This window comes from Pseudomonas sp. G3-19 (assembly GCF_054855875.1).
The window spans coordinates 5,098,490-5,121,681 of sequence record NZ_JBMPIQ010000003.1; the positions used below are offsets into that span (position 1 = coordinate 5,098,490).

21 protein-coding genes are annotated in these 23,192 nt (G+C 58.7%); 16 read left to right on the forward strand and 5 right to left on the reverse strand.

Annotated elements, in window-relative coordinates:
• Positions 1 to 29 precede the first annotated feature (29 nt).
• The gene (locus ACOYXI_RS23185; RefSeq protein ID WP_461675349.1) at positions 30 to 1,724 is read right to left on the reverse strand and encodes a lactate permease LctP family transporter; all 1,695 of its coding nucleotides are present in this window, start codon (positions 1,722 to 1,724) and stop codon (positions 30 to 32) included.
• A 261-nt stretch (positions 1,725 to 1,985) separates the two neighbouring features.
• Here ACOYXI_RS23185 and ACOYXI_RS23190 point away from each other — a divergent pair, with 261 nt between their 5' ends.
• Positions 1,986 to 2,753, forward strand: coding sequence for a GntR family transcriptional regulator (locus tag ACOYXI_RS23190; protein ID WP_461675350.1), 768 nt, complete (start codon positions 1,986 to 1,988; stop codon positions 2,751 to 2,753).
• 102 nt (positions 2,754 to 2,855) lie between these two features.
• On the opposite strand, the gene smpB is transcribed toward ACOYXI_RS23190, so the two are convergent.
• Positions 2,856 to 3,338, reverse strand: coding sequence for an SsrA-binding protein SmpB (gene smpB / locus ACOYXI_RS23195; RefSeq protein WP_003221505.1), 483 nt, complete (start codon positions 3,336 to 3,338; stop codon positions 2,856 to 2,858).
• Between the two features lie 119 nt (positions 3,339 to 3,457).
• Between smpB and ACOYXI_RS23200 the strand changes: the two genes are divergently transcribed.
• Genes ACOYXI_RS23200 through ACOYXI_RS23210 form a run of 3 tightly spaced genes read left to right on the forward strand, consistent with a single transcriptional unit; the run spans position 3,458 to position 5,610 of the window.
• A complete protein-coding gene (locus ACOYXI_RS23200) occupies positions 3,458 to 4,861 on the forward strand; it encodes a sodium-dependent transporter (protein ID WP_007961408.1) in 1,404 nt (467 codons plus the stop codon).
• Positions 4,862 to 4,868: 7 nt separating this feature from the next.
• A complete protein-coding gene (locus ACOYXI_RS23205; RefSeq protein WP_003221509.1) occupies positions 4,869 to 5,303 on the forward strand; it encodes a type II toxin-antitoxin system RatA family toxin in 435 nt (144 codons plus the stop codon).
• Positions 5,296 to 5,610 carry an RnfH family protein gene (locus ACOYXI_RS23210; protein WP_183784723.1) on the forward strand — a complete coding sequence of 105 codons (315 nt, stop codon included), beginning with the start codon at positions 5,296 to 5,298 and terminating at the stop codon, positions 5,608 to 5,610. The genes ACOYXI_RS23205 and ACOYXI_RS23210 overlap by 8 nt, the downstream gene beginning before the upstream one ends.
• A gap of 61 nt (positions 5,611 to 5,671) precedes the next feature.
• On the opposite strand, the gene ACOYXI_RS23215 is transcribed toward ACOYXI_RS23210, so the two are convergent.
• The gene (locus ACOYXI_RS23215) at positions 5,672 to 6,199 is read right to left on the reverse strand and encodes an outer membrane protein assembly factor BamE (RefSeq protein WP_027610774.1); all 528 of its coding nucleotides are present in this window, start codon (positions 6,197 to 6,199) and stop codon (positions 5,672 to 5,674) included.
• A gap of 97 nt (positions 6,200 to 6,296) precedes the next feature.
• Here ACOYXI_RS23215 and fur point away from each other — a divergent pair, with 97 nt between their 5' ends.
• Positions 6,297 to 6,701 carry a ferric iron uptake transcriptional regulator gene (gene fur / locus ACOYXI_RS23220; protein ID WP_003221515.1) on the forward strand — a complete coding sequence of 135 codons (405 nt, stop codon included), beginning with the start codon at positions 6,297 to 6,299 and terminating at the stop codon, positions 6,699 to 6,701.
• Between the two features lie 75 nt (positions 6,702 to 6,776).
• Here the strand turns inward: fur and recN are convergent, their stop codons facing one another.
• Positions 6,777 to 8,450: a DNA repair protein RecN gene (gene recN, locus ACOYXI_RS23225; RefSeq protein ID WP_210559116.1), complete on the reverse strand. Its 1,674-nt coding sequence runs from the start codon at positions 8,448 to 8,450 to the stop codon at positions 6,777 to 6,779.
• A gap of 240 nt (positions 8,451 to 8,690) precedes the next feature.
• Here recN and grpE point away from each other — a divergent pair, with 240 nt between their 5' ends.
• The 8 genes from grpE to ACOYXI_RS23265 all read left to right on the forward strand — a co-directional run bounded on the left by grpE (position 8,691) and on the right by ACOYXI_RS23265 (position 19,162).
• Complete coding sequence (gene grpE, locus ACOYXI_RS23230; protein ID WP_007961425.1) at positions 8,691 to 9,257, forward strand: nucleotide exchange factor GrpE; 567 nt, start codon at positions 8,691 to 8,693, stop codon at positions 9,255 to 9,257.
• Positions 9,258 to 9,359: 102 nt separating this feature from the next.
• On the forward strand, positions 9,360 to 11,276 hold the full coding sequence (dnaK, locus tag ACOYXI_RS23235) for a molecular chaperone DnaK (protein ID WP_003221521.1): 1,917 nt from the start codon (positions 9,360 to 9,362) through the stop codon (positions 11,274 to 11,276).
• Between the two features lie 297 nt (positions 11,277 to 11,573).
• Entirely contained in the window at positions 11,574 to 12,698 is a 1,125-nt protein-coding gene (gene dnaJ / locus ACOYXI_RS23240) for a molecular chaperone DnaJ (RefSeq protein ID WP_003221522.1), read from the forward strand.
• Positions 12,699 to 12,707: 9 nt separating this feature from the next.
• Complete coding sequence (gene dapB, locus ACOYXI_RS23245; protein ID WP_134785409.1) at positions 12,708 to 13,514, forward strand: 4-hydroxy-tetrahydrodipicolinate reductase; 807 nt, start codon at positions 12,708 to 12,710, stop codon at positions 13,512 to 13,514.
• 257 nt (positions 13,515 to 13,771) lie between these two features.
• A complete protein-coding gene (gene carA / locus ACOYXI_RS23250; protein WP_027610776.1) occupies positions 13,772 to 14,908 on the forward strand; it encodes a glutamine-hydrolyzing carbamoyl-phosphate synthase small subunit in 1,137 nt (378 codons plus the stop codon).
• A gap of 126 nt (positions 14,909 to 15,034) precedes the next feature.
• Complete coding sequence (carB, locus tag ACOYXI_RS23255) at positions 15,035 to 18,256, forward strand: carbamoyl-phosphate synthase large subunit (RefSeq protein ID WP_007961429.1); 3,222 nt, start codon at positions 15,035 to 15,037, stop codon at positions 18,254 to 18,256.
• Positions 18,253 to 18,729: a transcription elongation factor GreA gene (gene greA / locus ACOYXI_RS23260; protein WP_003221530.1), complete on the forward strand. Its 477-nt coding sequence runs from the start codon at positions 18,253 to 18,255 to the stop codon at positions 18,727 to 18,729. The genes carB and greA overlap by 4 nt, the downstream gene beginning before the upstream one ends.
• Before the next feature lie 28 nt (positions 18,730 to 18,757).
• Positions 18,758 to 19,162: an MFS transporter gene (locus ACOYXI_RS23265; protein ID WP_223008115.1), complete on the forward strand. Its 405-nt coding sequence runs from the start codon at positions 18,758 to 18,760 to the stop codon at positions 19,160 to 19,162.
• 9 nt (positions 19,163 to 19,171) lie between these two features.
• On the opposite strand, the gene ACOYXI_RS23270 is transcribed toward ACOYXI_RS23265, so the two are convergent.
• On the reverse strand, positions 19,172 to 19,480 hold the full coding sequence (locus ACOYXI_RS23270; protein ID WP_003221534.1) for a YhbY family RNA-binding protein: 309 nt from the start codon (positions 19,478 to 19,480) through the stop codon (positions 19,172 to 19,174).
• A 101-nt stretch (positions 19,481 to 19,581) separates the two neighbouring features.
• Between ACOYXI_RS23270 and rlmE the strand changes: the two genes are divergently transcribed.
• The 3 genes from rlmE to folP all read left to right on the forward strand — a co-directional run bounded on the left by rlmE (position 19,582) and on the right by folP (position 23,181).
• On the forward strand, positions 19,582 to 20,211 hold the full coding sequence (rlmE, locus tag ACOYXI_RS23275) for a 23S rRNA (uridine(2552)-2'-O)-methyltransferase RlmE (RefSeq protein WP_003221536.1): 630 nt from the start codon (positions 19,582 to 19,584) through the stop codon (positions 20,209 to 20,211).
• Positions 20,212 to 20,413: 202 nt separating this feature from the next.
• The gene (ftsH, locus tag ACOYXI_RS23280; protein WP_027610779.1) at positions 20,414 to 22,321 is read left to right on the forward strand and encodes an ATP-dependent zinc metalloprotease FtsH; all 1,908 of its coding nucleotides are present in this window, start codon (positions 20,414 to 20,416) and stop codon (positions 22,319 to 22,321) included.
• Between the two features lie 8 nt (positions 22,322 to 22,329).
• Positions 22,330 to 23,181 (forward strand): dihydropteroate synthase, encoded by an 852-nt coding sequence (folP, locus tag ACOYXI_RS23285; RefSeq protein WP_098967152.1) that lies wholly within the window; start codon positions 22,330 to 22,332, stop codon positions 23,179 to 23,181.
• Positions 23,182 to 23,192 lie beyond the last annotated feature (11 nt).

A 23,192-nucleotide genomic window follows, 5' to 3' on the forward strand; every position in this document is an offset into this window, starting at 1 on the left:
CGTCGGTTATTTCCGTTTTGTTTATAGGTTTAGTGCACCAGCATGCCGGTGAACCAGTAAGCCTGGGCCAGAGTGATCAGGCCGACAATCGTGGCAAAGAATAGGCTGTGCTTGAGAGTGAAGCGGAACAGATCCGATTCCTTACCCACCAACCCGGTCGCGGCGCAGGCCACGGCGATCGATTGTGGCGAGATCATCTTGCCGGTCACACCGCCGCTGGTATTGGCGGCTACTAGCAGGGTGTCATTGACGCCGATCTGGTGTGCGGTGGTCGCCTGCAGCGAACTGAACAGGGCGTTGGAAGAGGTATCCGAGCCGGTGAGGAACACGCCCAGCCAGCCGAGGAACGGCGAGAAGAACGGGAAGGCTGCGCCGGTCGCGGCCAGGACCAGCGCCATGGTCGAAGACATGCCCGAGTAGTTGGTGACGAAAGCGAAGGCCAGCACCATGCCGATCGACAGAATCGGCCAGCGCAGTTCGTAGAAGGTCTCTTTCAAAGTGGTCAGACCAGTTTTGAAGTTGATCTTCAATACCAGCATCGAGATCAGCGCCGAGAAGAAAATCGCGGTACCGGTCGCGGAAATCGGGTCGAGTTTGAACACGGCCGGGATGGCGGTCGGGGTGGCGACGATCGGAGCAGTCTTGATCACCAGTTGGTCAAGGTGCGGGATGGCAAAGTTGGACACCCAGGCGTACATCGAGCCGCCGGCGGCAAACATGGCCTTGAACGGCTTGAGGGTCCAGATGGTTACCAGCACGGTGAGGATCAGGAATGGCGACCAGGCAATGAAAATTTCCCAGAGGCTGTAAGGCGACGCCACGGTGCTGCGTTTCTGGCCGAAACCACCTGCGCTGGCGGTTACTGCCGAGGCCGAAACGGCGCCAGCGATGTGTTGGCCGGCGGCGCGTTTTGGCTGCCAGACTTTGAGGAACAGGGTCAGGGAAATCAGGCTGGCCAGGGCCGAGGTGATGTCCGGCAGCTCCGGGCCGATGAAGTTCGAAGTGAAGTACTGGGTCACTGCGAAACTCAGGCCTGCGACCAGTGCTGCCGGCCAGGTTTCACGCACGCCACGCAGGCCGTCCATCATGAACACCAGCCAGAACGGCACGAACAGCGACAGCAGTGGCAGTTGGCGACCGGTCATGGCGCCGATCTTGAACGCGTCGATGCCGGTCACTTGCCCGGCAACAATGATTGGAATGCCCAGTGCGCCAAACGCTACTGGCGCGGTGTTGGCAATCAGGCACAGGCCGGCGGCGTACAGCGGGTTGAAGCCGAGACCGACCAGCAGCGCGGCGGTAATCGCCACTGGCGCGCCGAAGCCGGCGGCACCTTCAAGAAATGCACCGAAGCAGAAACCGATCAGCAGCACCTGCAGACGCTGGTCGTCGGTGATCGACAGCACCGAACTGCGAATGACCTCGAACTGGCCACTCTTGACTGTCAGTTTGTAGAGGAACACCGCCGCGACAATGATCCAGGCAATCGGCCACAGACCGTAGGCAAAGCCGTATCCGGCCGCGGCGAAGGCCATGTCGACCGGCATGTGGAAGGCGAAAATCGCCACGGCAATCGACAGGGCCAGCGTGATGCTGCCGGCCACGTGACCCTTGAGGCGGAACACCGCCAGAGCCAGAAAGAAGAAAACGATGGGGATGACGGCCGCGAGTGCGGAGACGCCGAGACTGCCGAGCGGGGTATAGAGCTGTTGCCAGGTTTGCATATGGGGTGGCCCCTAATTGTTGTTGGTCAGGCACTGTCAGCGTTCTTGGTTAATTGGTAATACCAATTTACAATCGCTGTTGGCTAGGGTAAAAGCCTTGATGTCGGTGTGTCAATTTGTCGCCCTGAAACTTTTGTCGAATAAGCGGTGCAGAGGGCATCTGATCCGGTCGGGCGAATGTGCGCTGACAGGTGTCGGCGGGGCGCCGATAGGCCAGAATAGAGAGCCCGGCGCGCGGTCGGGATCGTGGAGAATTGAGTTATGGGGTTTGATCAGATTCGTCAGCGCCGTTTGTCTGACGATATTGTCGAGCGCCTCGAGGGGATGATCCTCGAGGGCACGCTGAAGTCCGGTGAGCGGCTTCCGGCCGAGCGAGCCTTGGCCGAGCAGTTCGGCGTGTCGCGTCCGTCTTTGCGCGAAGCGATTCAGAAACTGGCGGCCAAGGGCTTGCTGGTCAGTCGCCAGGGCGGCGGCAATTATGTGGTGGAAACGCTCGGCTCGACCTTCAGTGATCCTCTGCTATTGCTGCTGGAGAGCAATCCCGAGGCGCAGCGCGACTTGCTGGAGTTTCGGCACACTCTGGAGGCATCGTGCGCCTATTACGCAGCATTGCGCGCCACGGATGTGGATCGTGAGCGTCTGACTGCTGCGTTCAATGAGTTGCAGGATTGCTATACGCGGCATGACGAAGTGAGCCGGGCGGAAGAGGGCGCGGCGGATGCGAAGTTTCATCTGGCGATCGCCGAAGCCAGCCACAACGCAGTGCTGCTGCACACCATTCGCGGGTTGTTCGATCTGCTCAAGCGCAACGTGGTGACCAACATTGGCGGCATGTACAAGCAGCGCACGGAAACCCGCGACATGCTGATCTCTCAGCACCGGGAGCTGTATCTGGCGATTATCGAGGGGCGTGCGGAGCAGGCGCGGGAGGTTTCCAGTCGGCACATTCTGTATGTGCAGGAAGTGCTGGAGGAGGTACGGCAGGAAGTTCAGCGCATGGCTCGGGCGGAGCGGCGCAGGGGAATGTAGCTTTTAGAGGCAAAAAGATCGCAGCCTTCGGCAGCTCTTACAGGGAAATTCTCATTCCTTTGTAGGAGCTGCCGCAGGCTGCGATCTTTGAAAGCAGGAAAATTATTCTTCCTTGCCCTTGTTGCGCACGGCGCGCTGCAATTCACGACCGGCGTCGCGTTCGCGCTCGGTGTCACGCTTGTCGTATTCCTTCTTGCCCTTGCCCAGAGCAATTTCGCACTTGACCATGTGCTTGCTCCAGTAGAAGGACAGGCACACGCAGGCGTAGCCTTTCTGTTGCACGGCAGCGGCGAGTTTTTCCAGCTCGCGCTTGTTCAGCAGCAGTTTGCGGGTGCGGGTCGGATCGGCGATGACGTGGGTGCTGGCGGTCATCAACGGCGTGATGTGACTGCCGAGGAGCCAGGCTTCGCCATCCTTGAGCAGCACGTAACTGTCGACCAGTTGCAGCTTGCTTGCCCGCAGACTTTTTACTTCCCAGCCGGCCAGGACCAGACCAGCCTCGAAACGATGTTCGATGAAGTAATCGTGTCGCGCCTTTTTGTTCTGCGCGATGGTCCCTGTTGGGTGTTTCTTCTGTTTAGCCATAGGGGCGGCATTATATGGAGATAAACGGTCCTCGGCTACGGTGATGCTGCGTGCTTGAGCACGTTGAGTGAATCCCGGACAATGCGGCCTCTTTTTCTAACGCTTGGGCGTGATATTCAATGTCGACAGACAAGGTTTCTGTCCACGGCAGTTGGGCTAGCCGCTGGGTTTTCATATTCGCCGCGACCGGTTCGGCCGTGGGACTGGGCAGCATCTGGAAATTCCCCTACATGGTCGGGGTCTACGGCGGCGGCGCCTTCGTGCTGATGTTTCTGGCCTGCATCGCCCTGATCGGGATCCCGGTCATGCTGGCTGAAACCCTGATCGGCCGCCGCGCACGGCAAAGTCCGGCGAACGCCCTGAAGGTGCTGGCGCTGGAAGCCGGGCATTCGGGCAAGTGGTCGTGGGGCGCATTTGCCGGGATGATCACGGCGTTGCTGATCCTGTCTTTCTATAGTGTGGTTGGCGGCTGGTCGCTGGATTACATCATCGACATGGGGCGCGGCGACTTCCAGGGCGCCACGGCGGAGCAGGTCGGCGCTTATTTCGGCAATGTCATCTCCGATCCCTGGCGCCTGACACTTTGGCACACAGTTTTCATGCTGTTGTCGGCCGTGGTGATCGCCAAAGGCGTGGTTGCCGGGCTTGAGCGCAGTCTGCGGATCATGATGCCGCTGCTGTTCGTGATGGTGCTGGTGTTGCTGGGTTACAGCATGACCACCGGGCATTTCATGGAAGGCGTGCATTTCATGTTCGATTTCCACCCGGAAAAAGTCCTCGACGGCTTGCTGCCCGCCATGGGCCATGCGTTCTTTTCCCTGAGCGTGGGCGTCGGCTCGATCATGATCTACGGCGCTTACATGACCAAGGAAGCCTCGTTGTCCGGCACGGTGGTCGGTGTGGCACTGCTCGACACCTTCGTGTCGCTGGTGGCCGGTCTGGCATTGTTTCCGATTGTGTTTGCTGGCGGTTTGAACCCTAGCGAAGGTCCGGGCCTGATGTTCGTCAGTCTGCCATTTGCCTTCGGTAACGTGGTTTTCGGCCAGTTGATGGGCGTGGTGTTCTTTGTCCTGGTGGCAATTGCCGCCTGGAGCTCGGCGATTTCCCTGCTCGAGCCGATGGTTGCCTATCTGGTTGAACGCACGAAAATCAGCCGTGGCTGGGTGACTTTCTGGCTGGCATTCATTTGCTGGTTCGTCGGTCTGGGTACGGTTTTCTCCTTCAATATCTGGAAGGAAGCCAAATTTTTCGTGAACGATGGCGGGCTGTTTCACCTCTACCAATGGGGGGCGGCAGGCGGTCTGGACTTCTTCGGCGTGATTGATTTCTTCACCTCGCGGATCATGTTGCCGCTCGGTGGCTTGTGCTTCGTGCTGTTTGCCGGTTGGGTGATGGGGCGTGAGGCGGTGCGTGACGAGTTGTCGATTCGTAACCCGGCGCTGTTTGCCCTGTCCCTGTTCTTGATGCGCTACGTGGCGCCCATCGGCATTCTGGTAGTGTTTGCCGCTCAGCTCTGGAAGTAACGCTTACATGACGACACATATTCAACGTTCGGCGTTGCTGCCATACCCGGCGCAATTCCTCTACGACCTGGTCAACGACGTCGCGCGTTACCCGGAATTCCTGCCGTGGTGCTCGTCCGCCGAGGTGCTGGAGAGTTCGCCCGAGCACATGCGTGCCAGCGTTGGCGTGGCCAAGGGTGGCCTCAGTCAGCACTTCGTCACTCGCAATACGCTGGTGCCGGGGCAATCGATCGAGATGAACCTGGAAGAAGGCCCGTTCAACCAACTGCATGGCGTCTGGGTCTTCAAGGCGTTGAACGAGAAGGCCTGCAAGATCAGTCTTGACCTGTCTTTCGACTACGCCGGCCCGCTGGTGCGCGCGACACTCGGCCCGCTGTTCAATCAGGCGGCGAATACGTTGGTGGATGCGTTCTGCCAGCGCGCCAAGCAGATGCATGGTTGAGCCGGTGATCGAGATTGAGGTGGTGTATGCCGCCGTGGATCGTCAGATCTTGCGCACTTTGAGCGTTCCTGAAGGGACAACAGTGCGTGAGACGGTGCTCAAGTCAGGTATTGGCGATGAATTTCCGGAGCTGGACCTGAACGAATGTCCGCTGGGAATCTTCGGCAAGGTGGTGGCTGATTCACAGGTTCGCTTGATTCAGGCGGGGGATCGCATCGAGATCTACCGGCCGCTATTGGCAGATCCGAAAGAGGTTCGGCGCTTGCGGGCGGCCAAGGCTGCCGAAGCCAAGGCGCGAAATCAGTAGGACGAGCAAATCGCAGGCAATAAAAAACCCGGAAATTCCGGGTTTTTTATTGCCTCGCACATTACTGCGGCGAGGTGTCCAGCGGTTCGGGCGTCGGAACCGGAACGGTTTCAACACCGTCCACGTCCTTCTGGATCGAATCCAGCAAGGAGCCTGGTTTGGCTGGTTGTTCCGGCTTCGGCTTCTCGGCGTTTTCAGCAGGGGCGGTCACGCTGGTGCCACTGTCCTTGCCGAGAATGGCTTCGTCACGGCTCACGCCCGGCATGAAGTCACCGGACAGGCTGACAAGCTGGTCGTTGGAGTTGAAGTTAACACTCACGCGTTCCTGTTGGCGTTCACCGCCACCAGGTTGCAGGCTGTACAGATAATCCCAGCGATCGGCATGGAACGTGTCGGTCAGCAGAGGGTTACCCATGATAAACCGTACTTGCCGACGGGTCATTCCCGGGCGTAACTGGTCTATCATGTCCTGCGTGACGACATTGCCCTGCTGGATGTCGATTTTGTAAACCCCGGGGAATGAACAACCGGCGAGTGCGAGCAGTCCCACAAAGGTGAAACTGGTTAGCAAGAGCTTGGTGTTTTGCATCGGTGGGCGACTTCCACTATCTTGGCTGGGACAACGTAAACGCCGATCATACCCGCATTAAGAGAAGCTGCGAAGCAGCATCGCGAGAAAGCTGACCATGGTTGAAAATAGCGAACTACGCAAAGCCGGCCTCAAAGTGACCCTGCCACGGGTCAAGATCCTGCAAATGCTCGACTCTACCGAGCAGCGTCACATGAGTGCCGAAGACGTCTACAAGGCGTTGATGGAAGCGGGCGAGGACGTCGGTCTGGCCACGGTTTACCGTGTTCTGACCCAGTTCGAAGCCGCTGGCCTCGTGGTCCGTCACAACTTCGACGGTGGCCACGCGGTATTCGAATTGGCCGACGGTGGCCACCACGACCACATGGTCAACGTGGAAACCGGTGAAGTCGTCGAATTCGTCAGTCCGGAAATCGAAAAGCTCCAGAAGGCAATTGCCGAGGAGCACGGTGTTGATCTGGTAGATCACAATCTGGTGCTGTACGTACGCAAGAAAAAGTAAGCATGTCGCGCGAATTTCAGGTTCGCGAAACGAACGAAGGCGACCCAAGGGTCGCCTTCGTGCTTTCTGCTGTGCTTAAACTTTTGCGGTAACCACCATTTTTTTTGCGTGAGCCAAAGACTCTTTGGTCAGGTCGATGCCGCCCAGCATCCGCGCCACTTCTTCTATACGGTCGTTCTTGCTCAGCTTGGACACGGCGGTGTGAGTCGCCTGTTCGCCCCGTACCTTGTGCACGAACAAATGCTGATGACCCTGCGCTGCCACTTGCGGCAAGTGCGTCACGGTCAGTACCTGCCCGCGATCGCCAAGACGTCGCAACAACTGGCCGACGATTTCGGCGGTCGGCCCGCCGATACCCACGTCCACTTCGTCGAATACCAGGGTCGGCACTCTTGAGGTCTGCGCGGTGATCACCTGAATCGCCAGACTGATCCGCGACAGCTCGCCGCCGGAGGCCACTTTGGCAAGCGCCTTCAGTGGCTGGCCGGGGTTGGCGCTGACCAGCAGTTCAACCTGTTCCAGACCATTGGGCAGCAGTTCGTCGCTGCTATTGGCGCGCAATTCAATGGTGAAGCGCCCGCCCGGCATGCCCAAGCGCTGGATTTCCTGCTCCACGGCGCTGGCAAGGCTGCCGGCGGCCTGGTGACGCAAGTCGCTCAGCTCTCGGGCCTTCTCTTGATAATGGCGTGCGTAGGACGCCAGTTCTTCACCCAGGCGCTCGATAGATTCGTCGTTGGCGTTAAGGGTTTCGATCTCATCCAGCAACTTCTGCTGCATCTCGGCGACTTCGGTTGGCTGGATCCGGTGCTTGCGGGCCAGGGTGTAAATTGCGTCGAGGCGTTCTTCCAGATACTGCAGGCGCGCCGGATCGGCATCGAAGTTGTCGAGGAAGCGATTGAGTTCGCCCACGGCTTCTTCGACCTGGATCTGCGCGCTGGTCAGCAGGCTGCTGGCTTCGCCCAGTGCGCCAACCGAGTTGTTCACGCTCGACAGGCGATTGAGGCTGGCGGTCAGTGCATTCAGCACATTGCCGGAATCGCTTTCGCTGCACTGCTCGACCACCTGTCGGCAGATGCCGAGCAGGGTTTCGGCATTGGTCAGATTCTTGTGTTCCTGCTCCAGCTGTTCCAGCTCGTTGTCGCCGAGGCCGAGGTTTTCCAGTTCTTCAAGCTGGTAGCTGAGCAGTTGGTGGCGCGCGCGTTGTTCGTCGCCAGAATTGGAGAGGCGCTCCAGCTCCTGGCGGGTTTGACGCCAGCGCTGCGCGGCGAGTTGGACCTGACGGGCCAGGTCGGTAGCGCCGGCGTATTCGTCGAGCAGGCGGCGATGGGTATCGGTTTTCAGCAGCGATTGATGTTCGTGCTGGCTGTGGATATCGATCAGCAGTTCGCCGAGGGCCTTGAGATCGCCGAGCGGGCAGGGCGTGCCATTGATATAGCCGCGTGAACGGCCTTCAGCGGTGATCACCCGACGCAGGATGCATGGGCCGTCGTTTTCGAGATCGCGTTCGGCCAGCCAGGCATGGGCTTCGGGAATGTCGACCAGATCGAAGGTGGCCAGAATGTCGGCCTTGTCGGCGCCTGGGCGAACCACGCCGCTGTCGGCGCGATCGCCCAGGGTCAGGCCCAGGGCGTCGAGCATGATCGACTTGCCGGCGCCGGTTTCCCCTGTGATCACGCTCATCCCGCGATCGAGTTCGAGATCGAGATGTTCAACGATGGCGTAGTTATGTACGGACAGGTGCACCAGCATAAAGGCCGCTCCCAGGCTTTAGGTCTGGTTATTTATACAGTGTTTTGTTTCAGGCTGACAATGCCCTCGCTTAGCTCGATTTGCTTGATCCGATCAAATGCTTAGTCCGAGCGGGAATGACAATGCAGCACTTTTTTGTAGGGTTAATCATTGCAGGCCCTTGAAGCCTGATTTTGCGGCCCCATATATCGGGGCAGAAGCGCGAGTACAGCTCGCGGACGTAATTGAAAGGAGAATTCTATGGCTGACGAACAGACAGTAGATACGCAAAATCCAGAAGCCAATCAGGCGCCCGAAACTTCGGGTGACGACCTGGCGACCCGTGTACAAGTGCTCGAAGAGCAGTTGGCCGCCGCGCAGGATCAGTCGCTGCGCGTAGCTGCCGATCTGCAGAACGTCCGCCGTCGTGCCGAGCAGGATGTCGAGAAGGCGCACAAGTTTGCGCTGGAAAAGTTCGCCGGTGACTTGCTGCCGATCGTTGACAGCCTGGAGCGCGGCCTCGAACTGTCGAGCCCGGACGACGAAAGCATCCGTCCGATGCGCGAAGGCATCGAGCTGACCCTGAAAATGTTCCACGACACCCTCAAGCGTTACCAGCTTGAAGCGATCGATCCGCATGGCGAACCGTTCAATGCCGTTCACCATCAGGCAATGGCCATGCAGGAAAGCGCCGACGTCGAACCGAACAGCGTTCTGAAGGTGTTCCAGAAGGGCTACCAGCTCAATGGCCGCCTGTTGCGTCCGGCCATGGTTGTGGTCAGCAAGGCGCCGGCGCCAATTTCGCCTTCGATTGACGAGAAGGCTTGAAATTAGCCGCAAGGCCCCCATTTAGAAGTCAAGCGTTTAAGTATTACCGCAGTTAGCCACCACTGCTGCGGCAACAAAATCCAAAGTTTCGGGAGAGTGAACATGGGCAAAATTATCGGTATCGACCTGGGGACTACCAACTCCTGCGTCTCCGTGCTGGAAAACGGCGTAGCCAAAGTTATCGAAAACGCCGAAGGCGCGCGTACCACGCCGTCGATCATCGCTTACGCCAACGATGGTGAAATCCTCGTTGGTCAGTCGGCCAAGCGTCAGGCAGTGACCAACCCGCACAACACCCTGTACGCGGTGAAGCGTCTGATCGGTCGCAAGTTCGACGAAGAAGTCGTACAGAAAGACATCAAGATGGTCCCGTACAAAATCGCCAAGGCTGACAACGGCGACGCCTGGGTTGAAGTGAACGGCCAGAAAATGGCACCGCCACAAATCTCGGCTGAAATCTTGAAGAAGATGAAGAAGACCGCCGAAGACTACCTCGGCGAGCCTGTGACCGAAGCGGTGATCACCGTTCCGGCCTACTTCAACGACAGCCAGCGTCAGGCGACCAAAGACGCCGGCCGCATCGCCGGTCTGGACGTTAAACGTATCATCAACGAACCAACCGCAGCTGCTCTGGCTTACGGTATGGACAAGGCCAAGGGCGATCACACCGTGATCGTTTATGACCTGGGTGGCGGTACTTTCGACGTATCCGTGATCGAGATCGCTGAAGTTGACGGCGAGCACCAGTTCGAAGTGTTGGCCACCAACGGTGACACTTTCCTCGGCGGTGAAGACTTCGACATTCGTCTGATCGACTACCTCGTTGACGAATTCAAGAAAGAAAGCGGCATGAACCTCAAAGGTGACCCGCTGGCCATGCAGCGCCTGAAAGAAGCCGCTGAGAAAGCCAAGATCGAGCTGTCGTCCGCGCAGTCGACCGACGTCAACCTGCCGTACATCACTGCAGACGCCACCGGTCCTAAGCACCTGAACGTGAAGATTTCGCGTGCCAAGCTCGAAGCTCTGGTTGAAGACCTGGTTCAGCGCACCATCGAACCTTGCCGCATCGCCATGAAAGACGCCGGTATCGACGTTGGTGCGATCAACGACGTGATTCTGGTCGGCGGTCAGACCCGTATGCCGCTGGTACAAAAGCTGGTGACCGATTTCTTCGGTAAAGAAGCACGTAAAGACGTGAACCCGGACGAAGCGGTTGCCATGGGTGCTGCGATTCAGGGCGCCGTTCTGGCCGGTGACGTGAAAGACGTTCTGCTGCTCGACGTCAGCCCGCTGACCCTGGGTATCGAAACCATGGGTGGCGTGATGACCGCGCTGATCGAGAAAAACACCACGATTCCTACCAAGAAATCGCAAGTGTTCTCGACTGCCGATGACAACCAGGGCGCTGTGACCATTCACGTTCTGCAAGGTGAGCGTAAGCAAGCCGCACAGAACAAGTCCCTGGGCAAGTTCGACCTGGCCGACATTCCACCAGCTCCACGTGGCGTGCCACAGATCGAAGTGACCTTCGACATCGACGCTAACGGCATTCTGCACGTTGGTGCGAAAGACAAGGCGACCGGTAAAGAGCAGAAGATCACCATCAAGGCCAACTCCGGTCTGTCGGATGAAGAAATTCAGAAGATGGTTCGCGATGCCGAGCTGAACGCCGAGGAAGACCGCAAGTTCGCTGAACTGGCTGAATCCCGTAACAAGGGTGATGCACTGGTTCACTCGACTCGCAAAATGGTTACCGAAGCGGGCGACAAGGTCAGCGCTGAAGAGAAGACCGCGATCGAAGCCGCTGTGGTTGCACTGGAAGCCGCTGTGAAAGGCGACGACAAGGCTGCCATCGAAGCGAAGATCGAAGAGCTGTCGAAAGTCTCGGCTCCGGTTGCTCAGAAGATGTACGCCGAACAGGCTCAGCCTGCTGAAGGCGCGGCACCGCACGACGAGAAAGCTGAAAAGGCTGACGATGTTGTCGATGCCGAGTTCGAAGAAGTCAAAGACCACAAGTAAGTTGTTGGTCGGCCGGTTGACTGCCTTGCGGCGGTGACTGGTAGGATGTCGCCGCGCGGGAGCTTGCTCCCGCGTTGGCGTATCTGGAATACACGAATTTTTACAGCATGCGACAAGGTTTGCCTGCTGCTGGTATGGCCGGGAATGCTCCTGCTTTTCGCGCCGCAAGTACCAAAAGAAACAAAGACCAGGATCGTTGAATTGACGTGAGTTGGGTCCGGGCCTGTATTGGGGCTCAACGAGTTTGGCCATCCTCAGGAGGGGTTTGCCGAACGTCCTCAAGAGTGCAAAAGACTTATGGCAAAGCGTGACTATTACGAAGTATTGGGTGTAGAGCGTGGTTCAAGCGATGCAGACCTGAAGAAGGCCTATCGTCGTCTGGCGATGAAGCATCACCCGGACCGTAATCCCGATGACAAAGCGTCGGAAGAACTGTTCAAAGAGGCCAACGAGGCCTACGAAGTATTGTCCGATTCGAGCAAGCGCGCGGCGTACGACCAGTACGGTCATGCTGGCGTCGACCCAAGCATGGGTGGCGGTGGCGCCGGTTTCGGCGGGCAGAATTTCTCGGACATCTTTGGCGATGTCTTCAGTGACTTCTTCGGTGGTGGTCGCGGCGGTTCCCGTGGCGGCGCCCAGCGTGGCAGCGATCTGCGCTACACCCTGGAGCTGAATCTGGAAGAAGCGGTACGCGGTACCACCGTGAATATTCGCGTTCCGACACTGGTCAATTGCAAGCCATGCGATGGTTCCGGCGCGAAGAAAGGCTCGTCGCCATCGACCTGCCCGACCTGCGGCGGCATTGGTCAGGTGCGCATGCAGCAGGGCTTCTTCTCGGTGCAGCAGACCTGCCCGCGCTGCCATGGCCAAGGCAAGATCATTTCCGATCCGTGCGATTCCTGCCACGGCGACGGTCGCGTCGAAGAGTACAAGACCCTGTCGGTGAAGGTGCCGGCTGGCGTTGATACCGGCGACCGCATTCGTCTGTCTGGCGAGGGCGAGGCGGGCACCCAGGGCGGCCCGACCGGCGACCTGTACGTGGTGATCAACGTGCGCGAACACGACATCTTCCAGCGCGATGGCAAACATCTGTTCTGCGAAGTGCCGATCAGCTTTGTTGATGCGGCGCTCGGCGGCGAGCTGGAAATCCCGACCCTCGACGGTCGCGTCAAACTGAAAATCCCTGAAGGCACCCAGACCGGCAAGCAGTTCCGTGTACGCGGCAAAGGCGTGGCGCCGGTGCGGGGCGGTGGTGCGGGCGACTTGATGTGCCGTGTAGCGGTCGAGACCCCGGTCAATCTGAATCGTCGTCAGCGCGAATTGCTCGAAGAGTTCCGCAGCTCGCTGGCGGATGACAACAGTCACTCGCCAAAAACCACCGGTTGGTTCGATGGCGTGAAGCGCTTCTTCGGCGATCTGTAAGGAGTCGGCATGCGACGTATAGCTGTGATGGGCGCCGCCGGGCGCATGGGCAAGATTCTGGTCGAGGCCGTGCAACAGCGCGCGCCGCTGACCGGCCTGACCGCGGCGATCGTTCGTCCCGGCAGTACGCTGATCGGGGTGGACGCCGGTGAGCTGGCTTCGCTGGGTCGCATCGGTGTGCCGTTGTCCGGCAATCTCGAATCGGTGGCTGAAGAGTTCGATGTGCTGATCGATTTCACCCTGCCGGAAGTCATGCTGAAAAACCTCGCGTTCTGTCGCAAGGCTGGCAAGGCCATGGTCATCGGCACCACGGGGCTGGATGCTGCGCAGAAGCAACTGCTGGCCGAGGCGGGCAAGGATATTCCGATCGTGTTCGCGGCCAACTTCAGTGTTGGGGTCAATCTGTCGCTGAAGCTGCTCGAAATGACCGCTCGGGTGCTGGGCGATGATGCGGACATCGAGATCATCGAGGCGCATCACCGGCACAAGATCGATGCGCCTTCGGGCACGGCCCTGCGCATGGGTGAAGTGATCGCCGAGGCGCTGGATCGTGATCTGCAGAAGGTTGCGGTCTATGGCCGTGAAGGCCACACCGGTGCGCGCGAGCGGGAAACCATCGGTTTCGCTACCGTGCGTGGTGGTGATGTGGTCGGCGATCACACCGTGCTGTTCGCTTGCGAAGGCGAGCGCCTGGAGATCACGCACAAGGCTTCCAGTCGCATGACATTCGCCAAGGGTGCGGTGCGTGCGGCGTTGTGGCTGGATGGTCGCGAGCCGGGTCTGTACGACATGCAGGACGTGCTCGACCTGCATTAATTGACTGCTTTACCCAGCGCAAACGCCCGGTTTGCGCTGGTTTTTCTGCACCGCGCGACGGCCTGTCGCATTCTCCGGCCTTTTAGGCTCTTTAGCGGTGGACCAAAAAAGCCTTTTTCTGTAAGCTACAGCTTTAGTGTGTCCACTAAAAGCGCGCAGAATAATTCGGTGAAGAAGCGGGGTGACGTGTCCATACGTCACTCCGCTTTTTTACAACCTGCGATTGCCCTTTCATGCGTTATTTACGGGAGGTCTTCTTGACTAAGCCAGCCATACTCGCCCTTGCTGATGGCAGCATTTTTCGCGGCGAAGCCATTGGAGCCGACGGTCAAACCGTTGGTGAGGTGGTGTTCAACACCGCAATGACCGGCTATCAGGAAATCCTTACCGATCCTTCCTACGCCCAGCAGATCGTTACCCTGACTTACCCGCACATCGGCAACACCGGCACCACGCCGGAAGACGCCGAGTCTGACCGCGTATGGTCCGCAGGCCTGGTGATTCGTGACCTGCCGCTGGTAGCGAGCAACTGGCGTAACACGATGTCCCTGTCCGACTACCTGAAAGCCAACAATGTTGTGGCAATCGCTGGTATCGATACTCGTCGCCTGACCCGCATCCTGCGTGAAAAAGGCGCACAGAACGGCTGCATCATGGCCGGCGACAACATCTCCGAAGAAGCTGCAATTGCCGCCGCGCAAGGCTTCCCGGGCCTGAAGGGCATGGATCTGGCGAAAGTCGTCAGCACCAAGGAAAAGTACGAATGGCGCTCCACTGTCTGGGACTTGAAGACCGACAGCCACGCGACCATCGAAGCGTCCGAGTTGCCGTACCACGTGGTTGCCTACGACTACGGCGTCAAACTGAACATCCTGCGCATGCTGGTCGAGCGCGGCTGCCGCGTGACCGTGGTGCCGGCGCAAACCCCGGCTGCCGATGTGCTGGCACTCAAGCCGGACGGCGTGTTCCTGTCCAACGGCCCTGGTGACCCGGAGCCTTGCGACTACGCAATCAAGGCGATCAAGGAAGTGCTGGAAACCGAAATTCCGGTCTTCGGCATCTGCCTCGGTCACCAACTGCTGGCTCTGGCCTCCGGCGCCAAGACCCTGAAAATGGGTCATGGCCACCACGGTGCCAACCACCCGGTGCAGGATCTGGACACTGGCGTTGTGATGATCACCAGCCAGAACCACGGTTTCGCGGTTGACGAAGCGACCCTGCCGGCCAACGTGCGTGCGATCCACAAGTCGCTGTTCGACGGCACCCTGCAAGGCATCGAGCGCACTGACAAGAGCGCGTTCAGCTTCCAGGGCCACCCTGAAGCGAGCCCGGGCCCGAACGATGTGGCGCCCCTGTTCGACCGCTTCATCAACGAGATGGCCAAGCGACGCTAAGCGTTCGCCTTGAGACTGTAGCGAGAAGCCCTCGAGGGCGGCCCCGACACCGGTGGCGCCCCTCAGGGCTTCAGAAATCGATCAAGACGGCTTGCCGACTGACCTGCGGATTTGAGTGACAAACCCATGCCAAAACGTACAGACATTAAAAGCATCCTGATTCTCGGCGCTGGCCCGATCGTTATCGGCCAGGCCTGCGAATTCGACTACTCCGGCGCCCAGGCCTGCAAAGCCCTGCGCGAAGAGGGTTACCGCGTCATCCTGGTGAACTCCAACCCGGCCACCATCATGACCGACCCGGACATGGCTGACGCCACGTACATCGAGCCGATCAAGTGGCAGACCGTGGCCAAGATCATCGAAAAAGAGCGTCCGGATGCCGTGCTGCCAACCATGGGCGGCCAGACTGCTCTGAACTGCGCCCTGGACCTGGAGCGCGAAGGCGTTCTGGAAAAGTTCGGCGTGGAAATGATCGGCGCCAACGCCGACACCATCGACAAGGCTGAAGACCGTTCGCGTTTCGACAAGGCCATGAAGTCGATCGGCCTGGAATGCCCGCGTTCCGGTATCGCCCACAGCATGGAAGAAGCCAACGCCGTCCTCGAGCGTCTGGGTTTCCCGTGCATCATCCGTCCGTCCTTCACCATGGGCGGCACCGGCGGCGGTATCGCGTACAACCGTGAAGAGTTCGAAGAAATCTGCGCCCGCGGTCTGGACCTGTCGCCGACCAAAGAGCTGCTGATCGACGAATCGCTGATCGGCTGGAAAGAATATGAAATGGAAGTTGTCCGCGACAAAAAGGACAACTGCATCATCGTCTGCTCGATCGAAAACTTCGACCCGATGGGCGTGCACACCGGTGACTCGATCACCGTTGCTCCGGCACAGACCCTGACCGACAAGGAATACCAGATCCTGCGTAACGCCTCGCTGGCGGTACTGCGCGAGATCGGCGTCGAGACCGGTGGCTCCAACGTGCAGTTCGGCATCTGCCCGGACACCGGCCGCATGGTCGTGATCGAGATGAACCCGCGTGTATCGCGCTCCTCGGCACTGGCTTCGAAAGCCACCGGTTTCCCGATCGCCAAAGTCGCGGCCAAGCTGGCTGTGGGCTACACCCTCGACGAACTGTCGAACGACATCACCGGCGGCAAGACTCCGGCGTCCTTCGAACCGTCGATCGACTACGTCGTCACCAAGCTGCCACGTTTCGCTTTCGAGAAATTCGCCAACGCTGACGCACGCCTGACCACTCAAATGAAGTCGGTCGGCGAAGTCATGGCCATCGGTCGCACCTTCCAGGAATCCCTGCAGAAAGCCCTGCGCGGTCTGGAAGTCGGTGTTTGCGGTCTGGACGAGAAGCTCGACCTGAGCAATCCGGAAAGCATGAGCATCCTCAAGCGCGAGCTGACCGTGCCGGGCGCCGAGCGTATCTGGTACGTGGCGGACGCCTTCCGCGCCGGCATGACCGTCGAAGACATCTTCGGCATGAACATGATCGACCCGTGGTTCCTGGTGCAGATCGAAGATCTGATCAAGGACGAAGAGAAGGTCAAGACCCTCGGTCTGTCCGCCATCGACCGCGACCTGATGTTCAAGCTCAAGCGCAAAGGCTTCTCCGATCAGCGTCTGGCCAAGCTGCTGGGTGTGACCGAGAAGAATCTGCGTACTCACCGTCAAAAACTGGAAGTGTTCCCGGTCTACAAGCGCGTTGACACCTGCGCCGCCGAGTTCGCCACCGACACCGCTTACCTCTACTCTACTTACGAGGAGGAGTGCGAAGCCGCGCCGTCCGGTCGCGACAAGATCATGATTCTGGGTGGCGGTCCGAACCGTATCGGCCAGGGCATCGAGTTCGACTACTGCTGCGTACATGCTGCCCTCGCTCTGCGCGAAGACGGCTACGAAACCATCATGGTCAACTGCAACCCGGAAACCGTTTCCACCGACTACGACACTTCCGACCGTCTGTACTTCGAGCCGGTAACCCTGGAAGACGTGCTGGAAATCTGCCGCGTCGAGAAGCCGAAAGGCGTAATCGTCCAGTACGGGGGCCAGACTCCGCTGAAACTGGCGCGTGCCCTCGAAGCCGCTGGCGTGCCGATCATCGGTACCAGCCCTGACGCCATCGACCGCGCCGAAGACCGTGAGCGCTTCCAGCAAATGGTCGAGCGCCTGAACCTGCGTCAGCCGCCAAACGCCACCGTGCGCAGCGAAGACGAAGCCGTTCGCGCTGCCGCGAAAATCGGTTATCCGCTGGTGGTGCGCCCGTCCTATGTATTGGGCGGCCGCGCGATGGAAATCGTTTACAAGGAAGACGAACTCAAGCGCTACCTGCGTGATGCGGTGCAAGTGTCCAACGACAGCCCGGTGCTGCTTGATCACTTCCTCAACTGCGCCATCGAGATGGACGTGGATGCGGTCTGCGACGGCAAGGACGTGGTGATCGGCGCGATCATGCAGCACATCGAACAGGCGGGCGTTCACTCCGGTGACTCCGCGTGCTCGCTGCCGCCGTACTCGCTGCCGGCACACATCCAGGACGAGATGCGCGAACAGGTCAAGAAAATGGCCCTGGAACTGGGCGTTGTCGGCCTGATGAACGTGCAACTGGCGCTGCAGGGCGAAGACATCTACGTCATCGAAGTCAACCCGCGCGCTTCGCGTACCGTACCGTTCGTGTCCAAGTGCATCGGTGTTTCCCTGGCAATGATCGCTGCTCGCGTCATGGCCGGTAAGACCCTGAAGGAAATCGGCTTCACCAAGGAAATCATCCCGAACTTCTACAGCGTGAAAGAGGCGGTGTTCCCGTTCGCCAAGTTCCCTGGTGTTGACCCGATCCTCGGCCCAGAGATGAAGTCCACCGGTGAAGTGATGGGCGTCGGCGACACTTTCGGTGAAGCATTCGCCAAGGCCCAGATGGGCGCCAGCGAAGTGCTGCCGACCGGCGGTACCGCGTTCATCAGCGTGCGTGATGATGACAAGCCGCTGGTTGCAGGCGTGGCCCGTGATCTGATCAACTTGGGCTTCGAAGTGGTCGCGACTGCCGGCACTGCCAAGCTGATCGAAGCTGCAGGCCTGAAAGTGCGCCGTGTGAACAAGGTGACCGAGGGGCGTCCGCACGTGGTTGACATGATCAAGAATGACGAAGTCACTCTGATCATCAACACCACCGAAGGCCGTCAGTCGATCGCTGATTCCTACTCCATTCGTCGTAATGCCCTGCAGCACAAGATCTACTGCACCACCACCATTGCTGCGGGCGAAGCTATCTGCGAAGCGCTGAAGTTCGGTCCCGAGAAGACCGTGCGCCGCTTGCAGGATCTACACGCAGGATTGAAGGCATGATCAAATACCCAATGACCGTCCAGGGCGCGAAAGCCCTGGAAGAAGAACACGCTCACCTGACCAAGGTCGTTCGTCCGAAGCTCAGCCAGGACATCGGTACGGCTCGCGAGTTGGGTGACCTGAAGGAAAACGCTGAATACCATGCCGCCCGCGAACAGCAAGGCATGGTCGAGGCGCGGATCCGTGACATCGAAGGCCGGATTCAGAATCAGGTCATCATCGACGTCACGACTATCCCGCACACCGGCAAAGTGATCTTCGGTACTACCGTCGAAATCGCCAACGTCGAGACTGATGAGAGCGTCACTTACCACATCGTGGGTGAGGACGAGGCTGACTTCAAACTCGGCAAGATTTCGGTCGGCTCACCATTGGCCCGTGCCTTGATCGGCAAGGAAGAGGGTGATGTGGTCGCCGTGAAAACGCCGAGTGGCGTTATCGAGTACGAGATTGTCGAAGTCCGTCACATCTGAAGGCAGGCGCCCGCTACGTGCGGGCGCCATGCTTTGGCAGCTGACCCAGATGTTGTGGGTCGGCGGCTTCTGGTTGATACATCTCGGTTTGCGACCGGTGTTGGGCAAGATTGGCCTGGCACCGTTGCTGATCGATGAAGTTGCCGATGCATTCGAAGTGCCGGTGGCGGGTTTTGCCGCGGCATGCGTGATTTTTCAGGCTTTGGTGCTGGTACAGGCCGATGGCCTTGCCAGTCTATGGCGGGATTTTCGCGGGCAGGTGTTGCTGATGGCGGTGTATGCGTGTGCGATGTTTATTGCAGTGCGTGTCGGCTGGCCGCAAGCGCAGCGCTGGCAGGAATTCAGTTTTCTGCTGTTGGGCTTCTCCGGTGTGGTGTTGGTGTTGCAACCGCTGCCGGGATGGAGTGGCAGGGTGCGCGAAGCACACCCTTGACCCTTGTCATCACTTGAAGCGATGAACGTTCGACAGCTGCTTGTTGACGCTGAAGTTCTTGCGATAAACCAGTGCCATCTTGCCGATGACCTGAACCAGGTCAGCCTTGCCGACCTTGCACAATTCTGCAATGTGCGCCAGGCGCGACTCGCGATCGAGGATGTTGAGCTTGATCTTGATCAGCTCGTGATCCGCCAGTGCGCGTTCGAGTTCGGCTAATACACCTTCAGTCAGTCCGTTGTCCGCCACCGTCAAAACCGGCTTCAGGTGGTGGCCAATGGATTTGTACTGTTTCTTCTGCTCTGGAGTGAGCGGCATAATCTGACCCTTTCGTCTGGATTCTGTAAAATGGCGGCCATTTTACCCGAGGGTTCGTGGATCCGCCCAATTAATCACGACCCTAATCATCGAGGTGCCCAATGGCGCGTTCCAAGACAAGCCTTGGTTGGCTGAAACGACATGTCAACGATCCTTATGTGAAGCAGGCGCAGAAGGATGGCTACCGTTCGCGTGCAAGTTACAAGCTTCTGGAGATCCAGGAGAAATACAAGCTGATCCGTTCCGGCATGAGCGTTGTCGACCTGGGCGCAGCGCCCGGCGGCTGGTCGCAGGTCACCAGTCGGCTGATCGGCGGGCAGGGGCGTCTGATCGCTTCGGACATTCTGGAAATGGACAGCATCCCGGACGTTACCTTCATTCAGGGTGACTTCACCGAGGACGAAGTGCTCGCGCGAATCCTTGAGGCCGTGGGTAATTCGCAGGTGGACCTTGTGATTTCCGATATGGCCCCCAATATGAGTGGTACGCCTGAAGTGGATATGCCGAAAGCCATGTTCCTTTGCGAACTGGCGCTTGATCTGGCGGAACGGATACTCAAGCCGGGTGGCAATTTCGTGATCAAGATCTTTCAGGGTGAAGGTTTCGATGTTTACCTGAAGGATGCTCGCAAGAAATTCGACAAGATCCAGATGATCAAGCCGGATTCTTCCCGAGGCAGCTCCCGCGAGCAATATATGCTGGCTTGGGGTTACCGCGGTGGTAACGAGTAAAACGAGGTTTTTTGCCGGGGCGATAGGTTTTTCGTATTTTGCCCCGCGTGCATAAGCGAATATTGTGTAGAAAGTGTTTCACAAAGGGTTACAGACGGCGCCTGCCAGAGTTGTAGGTAATGTAGTAAGTTAGGCCGGTGAATATCATGCGAAGCGCGCGCCAGTAGCGGAGCTTGCTTCAGAGGGTAGTTAATTGAACGATATGGCAAAGAATCTGATCCTGTGGTTGATCATCGCGGCAGTCCTCGTGACGGTGATGAACAACTTCTCCAGCCCTAACGAGCCGCAGACCCTCAACTATTCCGACTTCATCCAGCAGGTCAAGGATGGCAAGGTCGAGCGCGTAGCCGTTGACGGCTATGTGATTACCGGCAAGCGCAACGATGGCGACAGCTTCAAGACCATTCGTCCGGCGATCCAGGACAATGGCCTGATCGGCGACCTGGTCGACAACCACGTTGTGGTTGAGGGCAAGCAGCCTGAACAGCAAAGCATCTGGACTCAACTCCTGGTGGCGAGCTTCCCGATCCTGGTGATCATCGCGGTGTTCATGTTCTTCATGCGCCAGATGCAGGGCGGTGCTGGCGGCAAGGGCGGACCGATGAGCTTCGGCAAGAGCAAGGCACGCCTGCTTTCCGAAGATCAGGTGAAAACCACCTTGGCTGACGTTGCAGGTTGCGACGAAGCCAAGGAAGAGGTCGGCGAACTGGTTGAGTTCCTGCGTGATCCGGGCAAGTTTCAGCGCCTGGGTGGTCGTATTCCTCGCGGCGTATTGATGGTCGGCCCTCCGGGTACCGGTAAAACCTTGCTGGCCAAGGCGATTGCCGGCGAAGCGAAGGTTCCGTTCTTCACTATTTCCGGTTCCGACTTCGTTGAAATGTTCGTGGGTGTTGGTGCAAGCCGCGTTCGCGACATGTTCGAGCAGGCCAAGAAGCATGCGCCGTGCATCATCTTCATCGACGAAATCGACGCCGTCGGTCGCCACCGTGGCGCCGGCATGGGCGGCGGTCACGACGAGCGTGAGCAGACTCTCAACCAGTTGCTGGTAGAGATGGATGGCTTTGAAATGAATGACGGCATCATCGTGATCGCCGCTACCAACCGTCCTGACGTACTCGACCCTGCGCTGCTGCGTCCGGGCCGTTTCGACCGTCAGGTCGTTGTAGGTTTGCCGGATATCCGTGGTCGCGAGCAGATCCTCAAGGTTCACATGCGCAAAGTGCCAATGGGTGACGACGTTGCCCCGGCCGTTATCGCACGTGGTACCCCGGGCTTCTCTGGTGCCGATCTGGCCAACCTGGTCAACGAAGCGTCGCTGTTCGCTGCACGCAGCGGCAAGCGCATCGTCGAAATGAAAGAGTTCGAGCTGGCCAAAGACAAGATCATGATGGGCGCCGAGCGCAAATCGATGGTCATGTCCGAGAAAGAGAAGCAGAACACCGCTTATCACGAAGCGGGTCACGCTATTGTCGGTCGCGTCGTACCTGAGCATGATCCGGTCTACAAGGTTTCGATCATTCCACGTGGTCGTGCGCTGGGTGTGACCATGTTCCTGCCGGAAGAAGATCGCTACAGCCTGTCCAAACGTGCGTTGATCAGTCAGATCTGCTCGCTGTACGGTGGCCGTATCGCTGAAGAAATGACCCTTGGTTTCGACGGTGTGACCACCGGCGCTTCCAACGACATCATGCGTGCCAGTCAGATTGCGCGGAACATGGTGACCAAGTGGGGTCTGTCGGAAAAGCTCGGTCCGCTGATGTACGCCGAAGAAGAGGGTGAAGTGTTCCTCGGTCGCGGTGGTGGCGGTCAGAATGCAAGTTTCTCCGGTGAGACTGCCAAGCTGATCGACTCCGAAGTGCGCAGCATCATTGACCAGTGCTACGGCACGGCCAAGCAGATCCTCACGGACAACCGTGACAAGCTGGATGCCATGGCTGATGCGCTGATGAAGTACGAAACCATCGATGCCGAGCAGATCGACGACATCATGGCGGGTCGTACGCCTCGCGAACCGCGTGACTGGACCGGTGGCACGGGTACGCCCCCGCCTCCAGTGATTCAGGATGAGCGCCCGGAAACACCGATCGGCGGTCCGGCTGCTGACGTTTAAGGCTTGAAATGACTTCTGTACAGTCCCTGACCCGGTTGCCTTGCGGCAACCGGGTTCTTGATTTGGCCCAGACGCATGTCATGGGTATTCTCAATGTCACTCCCGATTCCTTTTCCGACGGTGGCCGATACAACCAGCTCGACGTGGCCTTGCGCCACGCCGAAGCCATGGTGGCTGCTGGTGCGACGCTGATCGATGTCGGCGGCGAATCGACCCGGCCTGGCGCTCGAGCGGTTTCGCCGTTGGAGGAGTTGGAACGCGTAGCTCCGATCGTGGAGTTGATCAATCGCGAGCTGGATGTAGTCATCTCGGTCGATACTTCGACGCCTGCGGTGATGCGTGAAACGGCGCGCCTGGGTGCCGGGTTGATCAATGATGTGCGCTCGCTGCGCCGCGATGGCGCGCTGGATGCCGCAGCCGCGACCGGGTTGCCGGTCTGCCTGATGCACATGCTCGGCGAGCCGGGTGACATGCAGGACAATCCGCATTATCAGGACGTTACCCGGGAAGTGGGTGAGTTTCTGGCAGAGCGCATGACTCAATGTGCGGCGGCGGGTATTCCTGCCGAACGGATCATTCTTGATCCCGGTTTCGGTTTCGCGAAAACCCTGCAGCACAATCTAAGCTTGTTCAAGCATATGGAAGCCCTGCATGCGCTGGGGCGTCCGCTATTGGTTGGTGTCTCACGCAAAAGCATGATTGGCCACGCATTGAACCGCCTCGTGGGTGAGCGTCTTTATGGTGGTCTGGCTCTCGCAGCACTCGCTTCGGTTAAAGGAGCGCGTATATTGCGCGTCCATGATGTGGCGGAAACGGTAGACGTGGTGCGCATGCTCGCGGCCGTGGAATCAGCCGAATAAAAATGATGGAG